The organism is Pseudomonas sp. Pseu.R1 (assembly GCF_045764065.1).
GTDB lineage: Bacteria > Pseudomonadota > Gammaproteobacteria > Pseudomonadales > Pseudomonadaceae > Aquipseudomonas.
The window spans coordinates 3,018,314-3,036,698 of the sequence record NZ_JBJGEE020000001.1; the positions used below are offsets into that span (position 1 = coordinate 3,018,314).

The window sequence follows — 18,385 nt, forward strand, 5'->3', positions numbered from 1 at the left end:
GATGACGGCGAAGCGCACCCTTGACGCTGCGCCCGCCCAATCCTACTTGCGGGGCTGCTGGGTGTTTTTCCCAGCAGCCCCTGCTACCGGCGAGGGCGGGAAGTCCAGAGGGGCAGAGCCCCTTTGGGCAAGCCCGCCAGGGCGCGCAGCAGTGTCCACGGCACTGATACCCGCTAACTACCAACTCTCCCTCCTCTCGCCCTACCCCAGTTCTTGCCCAGGTTCTGCATCACATGCTGCCGGTAGGCTGGGTTCCAAACACTGTTTCCCGCGATCACATGATTCACACCTCTTGCAGTGGTCATCATGCCCGACTGAAGGTCACGGCGCGTTGACATCGGATTGACTGTGTTGAAGACAGCTTTGGCTGGGTTTAACGCAGCCTGAGCCATCTGCCGCAATGTGATCGCACTGGACGACAATCCACATGCAAGCTGGCCTCCTAAAGAGTAAGCCTGATAAACCATGTAGAGCACGACCCCACTCAATGCGAGGATCTCCAGCACGTCGGTCGCTGGACCGTTTCCAGCAGTGGGCTGCACATCAGCAAGCATTGTCGAAAAGAACTTCATCCCCAGCGTAAGCACTGACGTGATCGCTGCGCATTGGATGATGTAGGTCATCACTTGGGCGAACCATTGATCGAACCACTTGCTGGTCATCTGTCCGAACAGCAGCAGAGCAATGAAGAGCGGTCCGCACCCCAGCAAAAATGCCAATAGCACCTTGGCTGTAATGATCATCGCTCCAGCGGGCACCGTCATCAGGAATGTTGCAATGAGCATCGTTCCAGCGATGAGCCAGTCATAAAGAATCATGCCTATCTCGGTCATCCCACGCCGTCCTGCACGAGCAATGAGATCGGAAAAGATATCCATGCCATCTGTCATAGCTCTATCAATCACCTGATAGACCGATTTCGCAGCTACACCGTCGCCGTTTGGCGAAAATGCATCTGCCAGGCCAACCTCCAGGCCGTTAATCGCGTCCACCACCCAACCAAGGTAAGTATCAGCATTGAGTGCCAATGCGCCGACAAATACCCACTTCAGCATCAGCTTGAAGAGATGTGGAAGGGGATGCTCGATGAATCCACCGACTGACAAAAGGCCCAGGGTCATGAAGAACAGACCACCGCCGACAACGAACAAGCCTGAGAAATCATCAATGACACTATGTGCCATGAGCTGAACGTAGCTGTTCAACACTGCGTCGACTGAGCCTCCTATCCATTCGAAGATATTCGACTCCATAGTCACTGCCCCTCCAAATTCAGCAACTCACGCTTCCGATAGCCACGCTGATCGAGCTGCTGCTCATTCCTGGCTTGCTTGGCATTAACGCAGTTCGGCGTAAGGGCCAGACTCCCGGCGTGTCGCTCGCACTCCGATATACGGATATCCCTCTCCGAGCTGTGGGCTTTGTACCAATCGACAGAATGGACCGGTTCATCCGCCCCGCAGCCTGTGAGCAGAAAAAAAACGACAATTGAGAAACGAGAGGCTGTCATTTCCGGCCCTCCCGATTCTGATCCGTCCCGTTCACATCACGAGGCAGCACATGCTCCGCCTCGGTACGGAATTCCCCAGCAAATTTCAGCGAATAGGCCAGCTCAGCAGCGTTGATAATCTGGAGGGCTGCAAGCGTTCTCAACGCGCTTTCCCTTGTCCCTGCCCAACTACCCGCGATGCGATATTCGGACCTCGAAATCAATAGCGACGAACCCAGCGCACATGCGAACGAGATGAAAACGGCGAGTGTTGAGGAGATTGGCCCAGTTGCTCGGGGCGGCACTATCTGCAACCAATCGGCAGGCGCCAGTACAAAAGGCATGATCGCGGCCGACGCCGCCAGGAGATCGCTCTGGATCAACTCAGGTGCACGTCGTGACACCTCTTTCAAAGCTCCGAACCGGCCAATGCAAATCCAGAATCGCCGTAAGGAAGTGAGGATGAAGAAGCACACGACCAAGGGGAGGATATGAGCGTACGAGATCATTTCAGTTGCCCCCCAGGTTCAGCAATTCGCGATTCTTGTAGCCTCTCTTGTCGAGCACCTGGGCATTCAGTTCCCGTTGCCGCTGCTCCTGAATCTTGCCCTCGGCCTCAGCGACCATTTGGAACATCTGCAATTTGGTCTGCTCGTTCTGGATCATCGCTTGCTCTGCAGCGATGCGACCTTGCAGCTCTGCGATCCCTTTGGGATCTTGTGTTTGATTGATCTGCCCCATGAGCTCGTCAATCTGACGTAGTCGGGCTTCGGCCTGGTCATAGGCTTCCAGCGCAAACGCTTTATCTTGCGAAGGCTTCACCGCTTGTACTCGGCAAGCATCGCGCTGCTGATCCTGAACCAGGCTTTCGCAGGCATCGAACACCTTGTTATCCGCATAGATCGAGCCAGCGCGACCATTCAGGCCTGAATAGCCGCCACGCTTCACTGCGTCATACACAGCCTGCCAATCTTGGGGCAGATAATCTCGCAGCTGCGGGTCATCGAATACTCGACCGAGTCCACGCGACCCTGTGAGCGCACCGTACTGCTGCTTCATCTGATCAATCTGAGATGTCATCTGCTGAACCTGTTGGGCCCAGCGAGTCGTGTTAGATGCGAACTCTGCAACAGTCATGGGGGAATCCGTCACTTGGGTAGTAACGGTTACAGGGATTTGCGCGTATCCCTGCTGCGAGCCGAGCATCAACGCGAGCGTTGTCGCAAAACTAAATGGCCGTACGCCTTTGAAGGCGAGACGCTTGAACAGACCCATAGTCACCTCTCCATTGGACATGGTGAACGCTGGGCCGTCTGTCCGGCCTGTCGATCTGCTCAGGAATCGCACCCGGTACGGCTATACCGTTCTTGGGGTGACTATGCGCCAGTCTTACCCGGTGTAGGCCCCGTCTTTTAAGGGCCGCGCCCATAATGTAATAAGCATCAGCGAGGCGGTTACAGCGTTCATGGAATAAAACCAAAGCACTGCTCTTTGGCGGTATTTATTATCTCACTTTGGCTCACTATCTGAAAGTGCCATGCATCCCAAATTCTTCGTCATGACGAAATCTCGATTGCTACGAAGGACTACTGCAGGATAGGCTAATCGCCGGTAAAGTGTGCGCACACAGTTTTCAAGAGATACCTTGCAGCGTGTGAGAGGTCGTTATGCGAAAGCCCAACCAAGCTATGAACGTCCACCTGGGGGCAGATCTAAAGGCGCGCTGGGTCGCCTATTGTGATGTACGAGGTAAAACACCAGGGGCTGCGCTTAAAGAGGCGATCGAACATCAGCTACGCGCTTATGCCATTTGACGGTGTAGCAATAGTTAAGCACACACCGCCAAGGGGGAATTTTGACAAACTTATCTACCTGCCCCCTCTCATCGTCACGGAGGATATATGCTTGATGTGAATTTAGAGCTTCCAGTTGAAGTCGGTGAACTGGCAAAGGAGGCTTATTCGGACAGTGTTAAAGAGACTATACAAGAGGTTTCCAAGATTGGTGTAGACGTAGCAAAGACCTTAAGATTAGCACTCGCACCGTTGCAGTACTCGGCGATGCTACAAGACAGGTTAGCTCTATATTTTAAGCGGGCTGCCCTCAAAGCACTTCCAGCGGATAGGGTACGCCCTGTCCCATCCTTCGCACTACCCATCCTGGAGAAGCTACGATATCAGGATGACGGGGACCTGCTCACTGAAATCTACATTGAGCTTCTCTCGGCTGGTTTCGACAAGTCTCGTGTGGGTGATGCTCACCCTGCATTTTTGACTATTATTTCGCAGTTATCGCCTGACGAAATTAGACTGATTGATACGCTTGCTGAGTCTTATCCCAAAAATTATTTTGGGCGAAAGATGTCGGAGTGGTCCCAATCCTCTGAAGGGATTATTGAACATCTTAGACGAGAGGGGCTTGACTCCCTTGAGATAGACTGGAATCTCACCGTCAACCCCGATAAGTTCCTATGGCCGATGCATCTGCAGGTTTACGTTGGGCATCTGCATTCTCTTGGAATACTTGAGTACGTCAACGATGCAGAATACACATTAGCTCGTGGCTTGGGGCACCATAACCAATGTTGGGCTATTGCACTAACTGAGTTCGGGTCACTGTTCCACCGCGCTTGTGTTAAAGGACTACCGTTAGAAAGATTCGTGGTGACTCCACGGGACCGCATTTGACTTTGCTGATGATCGCAAAACTGTTGTTCATTCTTCAATCATAGGCATCTGTGATGGCAAATTTTTTTCCTGATATAAAATCCCCACAAAAAAACACTACCGGAATGTGCGCAGTAGTTTTCGAAGAACTCGACGCAGCGGTAAGCCTGTTAGAAACAGTACGCAGCGAGTTCAATCCTATCCAACAAAATTTGATAGGTCGCTTTCTTGTCGCATGTAAGTTGTTTGGGCATGACATGATGCTGGCTGACGGAAGCTCTGACGCTTTAAAGGCAACACTGGGCATAGCACCACAAAAAATCAACACTGAAGATAAAGAAAAATTAAACGCACCAGAGCAAGACATAATCAGTAGCATATGCGCTGAAATAAGCAATGATCTTGACAGAGTTGGCCAAACCATTCAAAGCGAGCTGTTGACAGGGATCACCGATGTGGTTGAAAGCATCGGAGTTTCGTACGATCTTGGGGTAACCGAAACGGACACCCTTGACTCAATCGCATCGTCTATTCGGCACTTAGCTGAACAGGTAGCCTCTTTATTCGAAGCACAACCATATCTTCTGCAGCGGCACTATTCGGTATATCAATCCAGCATAAGCAACGCCGCTGACGATTCAGATAAAGCCCCTCGAATTACAGTCGAGCAGTTCATGCAGAAGACCAAGCCGCCAGAGCGAAAGCCGACACTTCGCGATAAGATTTTACCTTTCATCCCAGAACTAAAGAAACTACGCCAGGACGGCTATACTTACGCACAATGCGCACAATTTCTTGAGCAAAATGGAATTAAAACATATAGCGGTGCGATCGGCACTATCATGAACGATTTCAGGTAACGGCCTGGAGAGAAGAATATCTAAAATCTAGCCCCGCTCTTCCTCATGAGGCCTTCGCTTTCTGAAGAAGAGCAGGGTTTTGACCGGTTGGCTCGTGCGGACCGTCCGAAGGTAAACCCTCATGCATAGAGCAATCTACCTATGATGCTGGTGTGTGCGACCGCAAACGGTCTTCGTAGTGCACGACGCATCCAAATCAGTATACTTCTTGGCCTACCTTCGCGTCGAGCTCTTTCGAAAAATCAAAATCTCCCCACTTCGTAAACCAGTACTCATTGGCTTGCATAAACGTGGCCAAGTTGCTCTGAGGAACCTCGTAGTAACAAAGTATTGCCTTTTTTACCGACTTATCTATGAACGGACAGGCAATAAGATCCATAGCCAAATGAATCATCTCGGAATCACCGACCAGAGAATCTTTCTTTAGCTCTAATCGCTCAATTACATGACGTTCGAGAGCCCTCTTAAGACTTCGGTAGCGCTTCTTATTCTCTATATAAAAAAGCAGAGTAACAATTGAGAAATAGCTCAACGTCGATCGTAGCTGCAAATCCTGTTCAAAACCAAACGAAGAAGCTAGGACTGACTCATCAATTCTGTAGTTCTTTCCAAGCTGTCGCATCAGCACTAGAAGATACATTATTTCTATCTTCGCACTTTTTTTGTCTGCGCCCCTATCCATGACCCCTCGACATCTCTCATAGATAACTTGAGATATCATCGCACCATAACTGCGCCCAATAGGCTCATCATTATAGAAGGACAAAATCCGCTGACAGATCCTGCAAAGCTTAATGGTAGTATTAACTTTGGGAGATACTGCATAAATAAAGAAAACAAACTCGAGAATTGACACCAGCGAAGTGGATAGCGCTCGGTCCGCCCCCTCAGACTGATGAATCTTTCCGTAAGTATCAATGATTGAGCCTACCTTCCTTTCAACTACGGACAGAGAATAGTTAAGAATATCGCCATAACCAACACCTGAAGTTGAAAGGATAGATTTAAAGTCGGTGATGAGTGCTGAGTGGCTTACATAAATCTCTCCCCTAGGCAGCTCTTCACCATCCACCGCCGCAGGTGCTACTTCGTAACAGAGGAATTGATCAAATAGATCAGAAATTCTTTTTTTGGCAATAGAAATCGGCGTTATTATTGGCCGACCAATTGTTTCTTCCTTCCCTTTGTTAAGCGTTAATTTGTATAGCCTAAGCGACTCTTGCAAAACCATCTTTATCTGATAGCAGACATCTTCATCGCTGTAGAAAACAAAGAAATCATCCACATACCGATAAATTTTATAATCCTCTCCATGGACAAGCCCTTTACCTAGAAGCTTGTTTCCAACCTCTCCGTCAACTGCCTGCATGATGATCTCAGCAAACACCCTAGAAACTTCAGGCCCAATAAGGATTCCATTAGTCTCATTATGGTTTAACTTCTGCATCAACCAATCAAATTTACCAGCAAACGCACCTTTTAAAGAGTCAAGGTTTTTCTTTGCAAAATCCTTCCCATAGACGGCCCACGCTAGAGAGTGAGTGTACACACTATCAAAACAAGATGAGACATCAAACTTTGTCAAGAAGCGGAAGTCTCGCTCACTTTGCAGATGATCTTTAGACTCATAGAACTTGAAGACATTGCTGAATCTTTCATATACAAAAAACGATCTAAGATTCTCGTAATTCTCGCCTTCAACTTCCACAACAGAATCAGACTTATCTTGCCGCTCTATCTGGGACCTGATATCTATATATGTACAACCAGCAATTCGTCTTGGAGACCTTAAGCTAAAGCTACTAAGACCACAGTAGTAGATCATCAAATCTTTGAATTCATCATAGAAATCGACAACCAGCACTTGCCCCTTCGGATGCATAAGGGATAGTTGCCTGAGTTGATCTCGCTTATGCGACGTGGAAAAAACGTGAGGAACCGATGGAACTTCAGCACGCTCCAAATCCAGCACAGATCTTTTAACTCCAGTCGAGCTGTCATACCTTACTACTTTAGACAGTTCTATCCCGAATAACATTTTAACTAAATTATCAATTATTTCCGAATGATAATCCCACGTCAGCTTGTGATTTGATAGCTTTATCGAGTGCTCGCATAGGAAACGATAAAAATATCTATTCGAGAATACGATTGGCACTTCATAAGGCAAGACATCAGAAAGCACCACTCTCTCAACTGGAAAGTTTATTGATAGAGCTTTTTTAGGCATGAGTCCAGCCTCTTGCAATGAGAGATAGCTTCACGGCGTCAAATCCTCTGAAGATTTTCTTTTCAAACCCTTCTACAAAGGAGAGCTTCGCTAGCCTTCTCGCTAGAGCGGGATCTGATATCCCTCGCACTTTGGCCTGATACATAGCATCCAGACCTTTCAACTGCTTTGTATCGGTGATGAATTTGTTACTAAAGTAAACACCAATAAAGGCGTTGCTTTTACGATTAAAAAGACGCATATTTCCCGTCAAATACAGCGCTCGAACATACAATTCCTCTGCTGCTTTTTTTGCGACAAATTTCTCTTTTTTAATGTAATCAGCAAATGACTTGTCAATTCTATCCTTGTACTTATTGAATTTCTTCAAGCTCAGCCTAACACCTTTTTTGCTAGGACTCATATCAAACTCATAACCCAGGTACTCGAATTTTCCTACCTGGCTCTCCAGCAAGTTAATTGCCTCAGTCTTAGAGTTCACTCTAAGCCCTTTAGTCATAAGGGTATCCTCAAGCACCTTTAGATACCCTCCAGCAGAATCTTTCCGCTGAGGCGCATACATGAGAATCATATCATCCACATATCTTGAATAATAAAAAAGATCCTCATGCCTTTTAATCTGAGCATCTATGCTGGACAAATAAATCTCAGAGAGATATGCACTTATACCGACACCCCTTGGAAGCCCTTTAGCTTCACCCGTAAGGCTTTCGTAATTCTTTATAAGTCGAGTTAGGATTCTTTTGATTACGACAGACAACTCAGGGGACTGATGTATACCGTCAAGCAAATCTTTATGCCGAACTGACTCATAGAACGACTCAACGTCAGCTCGAACAATAAACTTCGGCATACCATCTAGCGCCAATTTTTTTACTTGGCTGACAAGCATGTCCCTAGGGGGCATCTTCACATCATAAATGACTTTCAACACATTCTGAGTAAATCGAACAGCAAGAATTTGACTTAACGAGTTTCCGACACCATATACTTTTTTACCCGCAACCAAGCTTGGAAGCTGGACAATATCTACTTTAAAATCTTTTTTGTTCATCTCAGCAGCAACCAACTCAAGTGCGGAAGTCATGGCTCCGTCGTGTTGTGCCTTCCGTTTTTCTAAAACTGCTGATATTCGACCAGATCTAATCGCAAAGAACTCTTCAGTAATTTTTTTAATTCGAAGTTTTTTGCGAGAGACTGATCTGAGCTTCTTAAGCTCATTTATTTTTTTCCGGATAACATCTGCTTGAGGAATGAAATTTTCCTCTAACGCACCACCTTTTTCTCGGTCATGCTTCATGAGCTTTTTCAGATTTTTTATTGAGAACGTCTGATCCATAGCTTTGCTCAATCCTTAAGATCTGCGCTGCCAGCTGGCCGGCTATGGTGCGCCAACCACAGGTGATTTTTCTGGCACCTTTTGGGTCGCTCGTGGGGTACAGTACCGGTACAGAGCTAGGTTTTCGTAACTTACGCTAAAATAGCATTCTGCCAGCAAAATAAGCTCTTATCCCCTAGTGATACCTACGGTAGCTTTCACCAGCGTTTACTAGGCTTACTTGGTGTCGAGCTAACTCATAATCCTTTGGTCCACGGTTCGAGTCCGTGTGGGCCCACCACCTTCAAAGCCGCGCATTGCGCGGCTTTTTCGTCTGGACTGCCCCACAAAACCCGCATCAATTTGACGAGCCGCAGGATATATTCACGTTCTCGACGGTCAGTCTCCTCATGAATACACCTTCCATGCTCCTGCGCCGCTTACTACGCCCCCTCCTCGACCCCTACCGCCGCTATCGCCACGCCCGCTACATCCACGCGGGTCGTATCGTCGTTGGTTTATTGGTCTCGATCCTGCTGACCACCGGCATTCACCTGCCCCACGGTGAGTGGGCGTCGGTGACGATGTTGATCGTGATTGGAGGTCTTCAGCATCACGGCAATATCGGCAAGAAATCGGTGGAGCGGGCCTATGGGACGTTGATCGGGGCGGCGTTGGGGCTGGCAGTCGTGGCGCAGCAGAGCTATCTGGGCATGCCGCTTTTGACGTACGTGATCATGTCGCTGATCTGCGGTTTCTTCGCCTATCACGCGATCGGCAAAGGCGGTTACACGGCGCTGTTATCGGCAATCACGCTGTTCATCGTGGCGGGGCATGGCGATAACCCGATTACTGACGGGCTGTGGCGCACCGTGGATATTCTGATCGGGATTGCCTTGGCGCTGGCGTTTTCCTTCGCGTTGCCGCTGTACGCGGTGTATTCGTGGCGTTACAACCTGGCCAGTGGTTTGCGCATCTGCGCGAAGGTGTACGAGCGCATCAGCAGTGGACAGTCGATCGCCGCCGATGAACACCTGAAGCTGACGGCCAAGTTGAACGCGACGATGCTGCAACTGCGTTCGCTGATGCCTTCGGTGTCAAAGGAAGTAAAGATTTCATTGGTGGAGCTGGATGCGATTCAGGGGCATTTTCGGATGTGCCTGAGCACGCTGGAGATACTTTCCAATCTGCGTCCGGCGGATTTGGGCAGTGCAGGGATGAACGCTGAACAACGGCGGATCCGACGCCTGTTCATCGGCATGGCGCGGGCGCTGCAGAACGGCGCAACAGAGCGGCTGGCGCGTCCGACCGAGTCCCTGGCGGTCGGCCCCGAAACGCCCGCTGTTTCGGCGGAAGTGCTGGGTTATCAATTGATGAATCGCCAGCTCGCGTTGAACCTGGAAGGGTTGCAGCAGCGCCTGGCGAAGACTGCAAAGAAGTGGAAGATCTGAACGGCAACGAATACCTGAGATTTGATGCAGCCTGAGTGAGGGTTGGTTTGCTGTCGAGTGCATTGGATCAGTTCAATCAATGTCGCTGAACCACCGATTTCGCCACCAAGGCGGCTCCCGCAGTGATGCTCGCCGAGCCCTGTAATCATGATCGGCGCCGACTCTGTGGGAGCCGCCTTGGTGGCGAATTAGGCTGGCCAGCCAACATAGAATCTCCCACAGGTTGAGCATCTGCCGTTATCTGCGTTTTCTCAATAAACCGACGGCACCACCATGTCTCGTGGCACGGGCGCGCGCAGGTAGTTGGCGTTGTATTCACGTTCTGGCAGCACCACTTGCGGCGCTTCCACTTCGCCTCGTGGTATCTGTTGCAGCAGGTGGTGAATGCAATTCAGGCGCGCACGTTTCTTGTCATCGGCTTCGACGATCCACCATGGCGCCACATCGGTGTGGGAGCGGGTAAGCATTTCTTCCTTGGCGCGGGTGTAGTCTTCCCAACGACGGCGGGACTCCAGATCCATCGGCGAGAGTTTCCACTGTTTCAGTGGGTCGTGGATACGCATCAGGAAGCGGCGATACTGCTCGTCGTCGGTGATCGAGAACCAGTATTTGATGAGGATGATGCCGGAGCGAACCAGCATCTTTTCGAACTCGGGAACGGTGCGGAAAAACTCTTCGTACTCGTCCTGATCACAGAAGCCCATCACACGCTCAACGCCCGCGCGGTTGTACCAACTGCGGTCGAACAGCACCATCTCGCCCGCCGCAGGCAGGTGTGCGACGTAGCGCTGGAAGTACCATTGCGTCCGCTCGCGCTCGCTGGGCGCGGTCAGCGCAGCGACTCGGCAGACACGCGGATTGAGGCGCTGAGTGATGCGTTTGATGGCGCCGCCCTTACCGGCTGCGTCGCGGCCTTCGAACAGCACCACGACTTTCAGTTTCTGGCTGACGACCCAGTCCTGCAACTTGACCAATTCGCCTTGCAGACGCAGCAGCTCGCGGAAATACAGGCGACGATCGATACCCTTGGGGACTTCTTCGCCCAGATCGGAGAGCAAGCCATCGAGACGAGCATCGTCGTACTCCATCTCCAGTTCTTCGTCGAAGCTGTCGAGAATGTCGGCTTGGATGTAGCGGGCGGTTTCGGAAAGATCCAGCGTCATGACAGGGCTCCCGGCATGGAGTTAGAGGGTCAGGCCGAAATTTAGGCACGCCGGGGGTGACAGCTGAATGACAAAACGGTGATGCCAAGGAAAAGTCCTACAGATAGAGTCTGGACACTTACGTCTATGGTCATTTCGAACGAGTAACTGAAGAATCCTGACCAACCTCCACGCAACGGTTACCATCTGCGCTTGCCCGACGGAGAGCTGCCCTTGTCTGAAACACGCCCCCTTGCCCTGGATGAGATTGATCGTCAATTGATCGCCGCCTTGCAGATCAACGCCCGTGAACCTGTGGCCAATCTTGCTCGCCAGTTGGGCATTGCGCGTACGACAGTGACTTCACGTCTTGCGCGGCTGGAGAAGGCAAAGATCATCACCGGCTATGGTGTGCGCCTGAGTCAGCGGGTGGTGGACGGCGGTCTGCAGGCTTACGTCGGGATCACGGTGCAGCCGCGTTCGGGCAAGGAAGTGCTGCGCCGGTTGAGCGCTCTGGCCCAGGTTCAGCAGTTGTGTGCCGTGAGCGGTGAGTTCGATTACGTGGCCTGGCTGCGCACCGACTCGCCTGAGCAACTGGATCAGTTGCTGGATTTGATTGGCAGCGTCGATGGGGTCGAGAAAACCACGACGTCGATCATTCTCAGCAGCAAGATTGATCGCGGGCAGCCGGTTTGATCTAGAGACAACGGCCACGTGGACGTGCGTCATCGCGAATGACGGCAGCAGATCACTACAAAAAGCACGATCACTTCGTCATATTGCTAAAAAACTCTGCATAACGACGACACTCTGCGTCTTATTTACGTCTCAACTGTTATCTAGACTTTCCTCTTCCGCGCCACAGCCGAACAAGGTCAGTCATGAAAAACAATCGCCACCCCGCCGACGGCAAAAAGCCCATCACGATTTTCGGCCCGGACTTCCCGTTCGCTTTTGATGAATGGATCGAGCACCCCGCCGGGCTCGGCAGCATTCCGAGCGACAATCTGGGCAAAGAAGTGGCGATTGTCGGCGCTGGCATTGCCGGTCTGGTGGCCGCATATGAACTGATGAAGCTTGGCCTCAAACCCGTGGTGTATGAGGCCTCGAAAATGGGCGGCCGTCTGCGCTCGCAGCAGTTCGAAGGCGCAGAGGGCATCATCGCTGAACTGGGGGGCATGCGTTTTCCAGCGTCGTCCACCGCGTTCTATCACTACGTCGACAAGCTCGGCCTGGAATCCAAACCTTTCCCCAACCCGCTGACTGCGGCATCCGGCAGTACGGTCATTGATCTGGAAGGCACCACCCACTACGCACAAAAATTGTCGGATTTGCCTGCGCTGTTTCAGGAAGTGGCTGACGCGTGGGCGGATGCGCTGGAAGACGGCGCACAGTTTGCCGACATTCAGCAGGCGATCCGTGATCGCGACGTACCGCGCCTGAAAGCACTGTGGAACACTCTCGTTCCACTGTGGGACGACCGCACCTTCTACGACTTCGTCGCCACCTCCAAAGCCTTCGCCAAGCTGTCGTTCTACCACCGCGAAGTGTTTGGCCAAGTCGGCTTTGGCACCGGCGGCTGGGACTCGGACTTCCCCAACTCGATGCTGGAAATCTTCCGTGTGGTCATGACCAATTGCGACGATCACCAGCACCTGATCGTCGGCGGCGTGGAACAAGTGCCACTGGGCATCTGGCGCCACGTTCCGGAACGCTGCGCGCACTGGCCTGAAGGCACCAGCCTGTCGACGTTGCATCACGGCGCGCCGCGCACGGGCGTCAAACGCATTGCGCGTGCCGCTGACGGCAAATTTGCCGTTACGGACAACTGGGGTGATACCCGCCATTACGACGCCGTGCTGGCGACCTGCCAAAGTTGGTTACTGACCACGCAGATCGAGTGCGAAGAATCATTGTTCTCGCAGAAGATGTGGATGGCGCTGGACCGCACCCGTTACATGCAGTCATCGAAAACCTTCGTGATGGTCGACCGACCTTTCTGGAAAGACAAAGACCCGGAAACCGGTCGCGATCTGATGAGCATGACCCTGACCGACCGTCTGACCCGAGGCACCTACCTGTTCGATAACGGCACCTATCCCGACGGCACGGAAAAGCCTGGTGTGATCTGTCTGTCTTACTCGTGGATGAGCGATGCGCTGAAAATGCTGCCGCACCCGGTGGAAAAGCGCGTGAGTCTGGCCCTCGGCGCGCTGAAAAAGATTTACCCGAAGGTGGATATCGCAGCGCGCATCATCGGAGATCCGATCACCGTGTCGTGGGAAGCTGACCCGCACTTCCTCGGTGCCTTCAAAGGTGCGCTTCCGGGCCACTATCGCTACAACCAACGGATGTACGCGCACTTCGTTCAAAAGGACATGCCTGACGAACAGCGGGGCATTTTCATCGCGGGTGACGACGTTTCGTGGACTCCAGCCTGGGTTGAAGGCGCCGTGCAGACGTCACTCAACGCGGTGTGGGGCATCATGACTCACTTTGGCGGCCAGACCCACGCCGAGAACCCGGGGCCAGGTGACGTATTCCACGAGATCGGCCCGATTGTGTTACCCGAATAAGGAGATGGCCATGCGCATTGCCTTGTATCAGTGCTCGCCATTGCCGTTGGATGTCAGCGGCAATCTCGCTCGTCTGCGCGCACAAGCGACAGAAGCAGCCAAACAAGGCGTTGCGCTGCTGGTCTTCCCGGAAATGTTCCTGAGCGGTTACAACATCGGCGCGCAGGCCGCTCGGGACCTGGCCCAACCCAGCGATGGATCAGCCGCGCGCACCATCGGAGACATTGCCCAAGAGAACGGCATCGCAATTTTGTATGGCTATCCCGAGCTGAGCGCCAATGGCCAGGTTTACAACGCGGTGCAGTTGATTGATGCGCACGGCGCGCGACGCTGCAATTACCGTAAGACACATCTGTACGGAGAGCTGGACAAGTCGATGTTCAGCGCAGGAGACGAGCACTTTCCCGTCGTGGAATTCGACGGCTGGAAGCTCGGTTTTCTCATCTGCTACGACGTGGAATTCCCTGAAAACACACGACGTCTCGCCTTGGCGGGAGCTGATTTGATTCTTGTGCCCACCGCCAACATGGCGCCTTACGACTTCGTCGCGCAAGTGACTGTCCGCGCGCGGGCCTTCGAAAACCAGTGCTATCTGGTGTATGCCAATTACTGCGGCAACGAAGGCGACATTCATTACTGCGGCCAGAGCAGCATTTGCGCGCCCGATGGGCAGCAGGTTGGCTTGGCCGGGCGAGATGACGCGTTGGTGATCGCCGATCTGGATCGGGCATTGATGAATGAGTCTCAGGCGATCAATACCTACTTCAAGGATCGGAGGCCGGGGTTTTACAAGGATTTAAGCAAAGCTTGAGCACATCACTGTCCCCTGTGGCCGCCCGACCAGACTGTTACGGGGAAGTACGTGTCCTTCAGGGTAATCCGCTAGCATGAGCAGTCACTTGCCTGTGCCTTTGCGGAAATTTGTCATGTCTGCGTCAGATTCATCCCGTCTTCTCTCCCTGATACTGCCCAACGGCTTGCGTGTGGTGCTCTGCTCGGCACCGCGTCTGAAGCGTTGTGCAGCGGCAATACGCGTGGCGGCAGGCAGTCATGACGTACCGGAGCAGTGGCCAGGGCTTGCTCACTTTCTTGAGCATCTTTTCTTCTTGGGTACAGAGCGCTTTCCGACAGGCGAACATCTGATGTCCTACGTTCAGCGTCATGGCGGACAACTCAACGCCAGCACTCGCGAGCGGACTACGGATTTTTTCTTCGAACTTTCCCCTCCCGAATTTGCAGGCGGACTGGAGCGTTTGTGCGAAATGCTCACCCACCCGCGTCTGTCGATGGACGATCAGTTGCGCGAACGAGAAGTGTTGCATGCCGAATTTATCGCCTGGTCTCGGGACGACGCATCACGCAACCTGCTGAAGCGCCTTCAGCCGCTGTCCGCTTCACATCCGTTACGTTGGTTTCACGCAGGCAATCGCTTCAGCCTGCCCGTTCCGCGTCAGGCTTTTCAGCAGGCGTTGCAAGATTTTTACCGGAGGTTCTATCACGCGGGTCAGATAACCCTGAGCCTTAGCGGGCCGCAAACGCTCGATGAGTTGCAGGCGTTGGCGACCCGGTTTGGAGGGTGTTTCCCCACTGGCGTCAGGGTTGAGCAGCAATCCCCTCCTGCGCTGATGGGTCAATGCGCCGCAACCTCATTACCAGGCGCTGATCAGCGTCGGACGCATCTGATGTTTGCGTGCGAAGGATTACCGCAAGGCCATGAGCGGGCAGCGGATTTTCTTTGTACCTGGATGAACAATGGACAATCCGGCGGGCTGGTGGCGTGCTTACGTGAAGCGGGATTGATCGAGTCGCTAAAAGCGACGGTGTTGTATGCGTTCGCGGGGCAGACAGTCATTGAGATTGAGATTGCCCCCACAACCGATATCGCGAGCAAGCTCACTCCTACAGAAGAGACGCGTTCCCCTGTAGGAGTGAGCTTGCCCGCGATGACGCCAGATCAAACCACACACCTCCCAAGCCTGATCTTCGACTGGCTGTCATTCTTCAAAACTCATTACCAAGCGCTACTGGAAGAGTACGCCCGCCTGCAAACCCGCCATCTCGACGTCGCCAGTGCACTGTCTCTGGCCCGGCATTACAGTGCCGACGACAAGGCAACGGGGATGCATGACGAAGACATTTTGGCGCTAGAGGCCCTGTTGAACCAGCTCACGCCGGATAGGCTGATTGAGCCGCTCTCCATTGGGTCACGCCCCACCGTCCACTGGCGTCTTCCAAAACCCAACCCATTTCTGCACACCTCGTCAGTTCCTGCATCCCCCACCCCACCATCGCCAGCATGGGTCTTCAGCGATCATTTGGCTGCGACAGGAGAGGCCAGCGTTTATCTGCGCTGGACGCTGTCCTCCCCCCAGCCAACGCTGTTTCGGATGCTCAACGAAAGCTTGAAAACGCTGATCGCCGACGCCGGGCAAGCGGGCGTCACACTGGGCTTCTCGTCCTATGGCAATCATTGGCAATTGAAGCTGGGCGGTATGGCCGAGCCAATTCCTGCCGTGCTCGCACAGACGCTGCACGTGCTCGCAGCCCCCACAACGCAAACGCAGGCTCGCTATGGCCAACCGGAAAGCGAACCCGCGCTTATCCCGATTCGCCAGTTGCTCAAGACGCTGCCTGATCATTATTTGAACAACTCGATCAGCAACGAAACCCGCGATGCGCAGGCTATCTGGCGGTACGCGCGCTGGACTGGATTTGCAGCGGGGCTGCAGGCGACTCAGCGATCGGTGCTTACCCACGCCATACGGCATGCACCCGGTACGCCTGACACACACACACTGAACGTCTCCGCCCAGATGACCGACTCACGTTGGGCCGTCGAGCCGTCGGAATCGTCTGAAGATGCTGTGCTGATGTTCTATCCCACACCCACGGCAAGTATCGAAGATGAGGTGCTGTGGCGATTGTTCGCACACATCATTCAAGGGCCGTTCTACCAACGTCTGCGTGTCGAGCTGCAATTGGGCTACGCAGTTTTCAGCGGTTTCCGACAGATCGCCGGGCAAAGCGGGTTGTTATTCGGTGTCCAATCGCCCAGCGCCAACGCTATGCAACTGGTCGAGCACATGGGTGAGGTTCTCAAAACGCTGCCTGCATTGATCGAGCGCGCCGACCTGCAAACCACGCGTCAGGCGCTTGGAAATCAACTCGCACTGACCACCCAGGAATTCCAGGTCGCCGCTGAAACACTGTGGCAGGCACATCTCGCAGGTCACGCAGCCGATTACCCTCAGCGCCTGCAACATTCGCTTGCAAATCTGTCGCTCGACACCATGAGAGAGGCCGCCAGTCGGGTAGCGCTACCCCAAACGCCGGTTCTTTACCTGGCAAATCGCGCCGTGCCAGACGGGTTGCGGCTTGTACGCCCGTGATCATTGCTCAAGATGCAAAAAGCTTTATCTGATATTTCATCATTGGCGAGCCGATATTTTTAGTAACATAGCTGCCTAAGCATTTGAACGTCTCCTCTCGCGAGGGCACTAAAGATGTACCAACCCACCGTAACACCTACTTGGAAGGAGTCTCCCATGGCGTGGACCAAACCTGCTTACACCGACCTGCGTATCGGCTTTGAAGTCACCATGTACTTCGCCAGCCGTTGATGGCTACGCGCTGAAAAGCCTCGGTTCGCCGGGGCTTTTTTGTTACAGGATTTGAGATTTTCGGGCCCGACGCAAAACGTCTGACAGCCCCTTCGGTACGGAGCACACATGCACATCCAGATTCTCGGCTCGGCAGCGGGCGGCGGTTTTCCTCAGTGGAACTGCAACTGCGCCAACTGCGCAGGCTTTCGCGACGGCAGCCTGCGGGCGCACGCTCGCACTCAGTCGTCTATCGCTTTGTCAGATGACGGCGTGAACTGGGTCTTGTGCAATGCCTCCCCCGACATTCGCGCGCAACTGCAAGGTTTCGCGCCCATGCAGCCCAATCGTGGCCTGCGCGACACCGGCATCAGCGCAATCATTCTGATGGACAGCCAGATCGACCACACCACCGGTCTGCTGAGTCTGCGCGAAGGCTGTCCGCATCAAGTGTGGTGCACGGACATGGTCCACGAAGACCTGAGCACCGGCTTTCCGCTGTTCAACATGCTCAAGCACTGGAACGGCGGGCTGGTCTGGAACCGCATCGAGCTGGAAGGCAGTTTCGTGATTCCGGCCTGTCCGAACCTGCGCTTTACACCGTTCCCACTGCGCAGCGCGGCACCGCCTTACTCGCCTCACCGTTTCGACCCACATCCGGGCGACAACATCGGTTTGATGGTCGAGGACCTGCGTACTGGCGGCAAACTGTTTTACGCACCGGGCCTGGGCAAGGTCGATGACGCGCTCATGGAAAAAATGAGCAGTGCCGATTGCCTGCTGGTCGACGGCACGCTGTGGGATGACGACGAAATGAAACGCCGTGGCGTCGGCACTCGCACAGGCACGGAAATGGGCCATCTGGCGCAGAACGGCCCCGGTGGCATGCTGGAAGTGCTGGAAAAACTGCCGAAACAGCGCAAAGTGCTTATTCACATCAACAACACCAACCCGATTCTCGACGAGGACTCGCCTGAGCGCGCCGAGCTGGCCCGTCGCGAGGTTGAAGTGGCGTTCGATGGGATGAGTATTGATCTCTAACTACGGGTGATGG

16 protein-coding genes are annotated in these 18,385 nt (G+C 53.1%); 9 read left to right on the top strand and 7 right to left on the bottom strand.

Translation table 11 applies throughout. The features are described from left to right. Positions 1–173 precede the first annotated feature (173 nt). Genes ACI5GA_RS14025 through virB5 form a run of 4 tightly spaced genes read right to left on the bottom strand, consistent with a single transcriptional unit; the run spans position 174 to position 2,764 of the window. A complete protein-coding gene (locus ACI5GA_RS14025; protein ID WP_421423023.1) occupies positions 174–1,253 on the bottom strand; it encodes a type IV secretion system protein in 1,080 nt (359 codons plus the stop codon). Between the two features lie 2 nt (positions 1,254–1,255). Then, positions 1,256–1,510 carry an EexN family lipoprotein gene (locus ACI5GA_RS14030; RefSeq protein ID WP_421423024.1) on the bottom strand — a complete coding sequence of 85 codons (255 nt, stop codon included), beginning with the start codon at positions 1,508–1,510 and terminating at the stop codon, positions 1,256–1,258. Further along, positions 1,507–1,998, bottom strand: a complete 492-nt coding sequence (locus ACI5GA_RS14035; RefSeq protein WP_421423025.1) for a hypothetical protein — start codon at positions 1,996–1,998, stop codon at positions 1,507–1,509. Before ACI5GA_RS14035 ends, ACI5GA_RS14030 begins: the two co-directional genes overlap by 4 nt. 1 nt (position 1,999) lies before the next feature. Continuing rightward, on the bottom strand, positions 2,000–2,764 hold the full coding sequence (gene virB5 / locus ACI5GA_RS14040; RefSeq protein ID WP_421423026.1) for a P-type DNA transfer protein VirB5: 765 nt from the start codon (positions 2,762–2,764) through the stop codon (positions 2,000–2,002). 626 nt (positions 2,765–3,390) lie between these two features. Between virB5 and ACI5GA_RS14045 the strand changes: the two genes are divergently transcribed. Both ACI5GA_RS14045 and ACI5GA_RS14050 read left to right on the top strand, forming a co-directional pair. Continuing rightward, positions 3,391–4,176, top strand: coding sequence for an Abi-alpha family protein (locus ACI5GA_RS14045; protein ID WP_421423027.1), 786 nt, complete (start codon positions 3,391–3,393; stop codon positions 4,174–4,176). Between the two features lie 53 nt (positions 4,177–4,229). Further along, complete coding sequence (locus ACI5GA_RS14050) at positions 4,230–5,015, top strand: hypothetical protein (RefSeq protein ID WP_421423028.1); 786 nt, start codon at positions 4,230–4,232, stop codon at positions 5,013–5,015. Between the two features lie 196 nt (positions 5,016–5,211). Here the strand turns inward: ACI5GA_RS14050 and drt3b are convergent, their stop codons facing one another. Both drt3b and drt3a read right to left on the bottom strand, forming a co-directional pair. Continuing rightward, positions 5,212–7,245 (bottom strand): antiviral reverse transcriptase Drt3b, encoded by a 2,034-nt coding sequence (gene drt3b, locus ACI5GA_RS14055; protein ID WP_421423029.1) that lies wholly within the window; start codon positions 7,243–7,245, stop codon positions 5,212–5,214. Next, positions 7,238–8,584: an antiviral reverse transcriptase Drt3a gene (drt3a, locus tag ACI5GA_RS14060; protein ID WP_421423030.1), complete on the bottom strand. Its 1,347-nt coding sequence runs from the start codon at positions 8,582–8,584 to the stop codon at positions 7,238–7,240. Before drt3a ends, drt3b begins: the two co-directional genes overlap by 8 nt. A gap of 389 nt (positions 8,585–8,973) precedes the next feature. Between drt3a and ACI5GA_RS14065 the strand changes: the two genes are divergently transcribed. After that, on the top strand, positions 8,974–10,014 hold the full coding sequence (locus ACI5GA_RS14065; protein ID WP_421423031.1) for an FUSC family protein: 1,041 nt from the start codon (positions 8,974–8,976) through the stop codon (positions 10,012–10,014). Positions 10,015–10,265: 251 nt separating this feature from the next. Here ACI5GA_RS14065 and ppk2 read toward each other — a convergent pair whose 3' ends face one another. After that, positions 10,266–11,177 (bottom strand): polyphosphate kinase 2, encoded by a 912-nt coding sequence (gene ppk2, locus ACI5GA_RS14070; RefSeq protein WP_421423032.1) that lies wholly within the window; start codon positions 11,175–11,177, stop codon positions 10,266–10,268. 213 nt (positions 11,178–11,390) lie between these two features. Between ppk2 and ACI5GA_RS14075 the strand changes: the two genes are divergently transcribed. The 6 genes from ACI5GA_RS14075 (at position 11,391) to pqqB (ending at position 18,372) form a co-directional block, all read left to right on the top strand. After that, complete coding sequence (locus tag ACI5GA_RS14075) at positions 11,391–11,852, top strand: Lrp/AsnC family transcriptional regulator (protein WP_404636582.1); 462 nt, start codon at positions 11,391–11,393, stop codon at positions 11,850–11,852. Between the two features lie 185 nt (positions 11,853–12,037). Beyond that, positions 12,038–13,732, top strand: a complete 1,695-nt coding sequence (locus ACI5GA_RS14080) for a flavin monoamine oxidase family protein (protein WP_421423033.1) — start codon at positions 12,038–12,040, stop codon at positions 13,730–13,732. Between the two features lie 10 nt (positions 13,733–13,742). Beyond that, positions 13,743–14,543, top strand: a complete 801-nt coding sequence (locus ACI5GA_RS14085; RefSeq protein WP_421423034.1) for a carbon-nitrogen hydrolase family protein — start codon at positions 13,743–13,745, stop codon at positions 14,541–14,543. Positions 14,544–14,658: 115 nt separating this feature from the next. Continuing rightward, positions 14,659–17,121, top strand: coding sequence for a pyrroloquinoline quinone biosynthesis protein PqqF (gene pqqF, locus ACI5GA_RS14090; RefSeq protein ID WP_421423035.1), 2,463 nt, complete (start codon positions 14,659–14,661; stop codon positions 17,119–17,121). A 156-nt stretch (positions 17,122–17,277) separates the two neighbouring features. Next, a complete protein-coding gene (gene pqqA / locus ACI5GA_RS14095; protein WP_003444522.1) occupies positions 17,278–17,352 on the top strand; it encodes a pyrroloquinoline quinone precursor peptide PqqA in 75 nt (24 codons plus the stop codon). A gap of 108 nt (positions 17,353–17,460) precedes the next feature. Further along, positions 17,461–18,372, top strand: coding sequence for a pyrroloquinoline quinone biosynthesis protein PqqB (gene pqqB, locus ACI5GA_RS14100; RefSeq protein WP_421423036.1), 912 nt, complete (start codon positions 17,461–17,463; stop codon positions 18,370–18,372). Positions 18,373–18,385 lie beyond the last annotated feature (13 nt).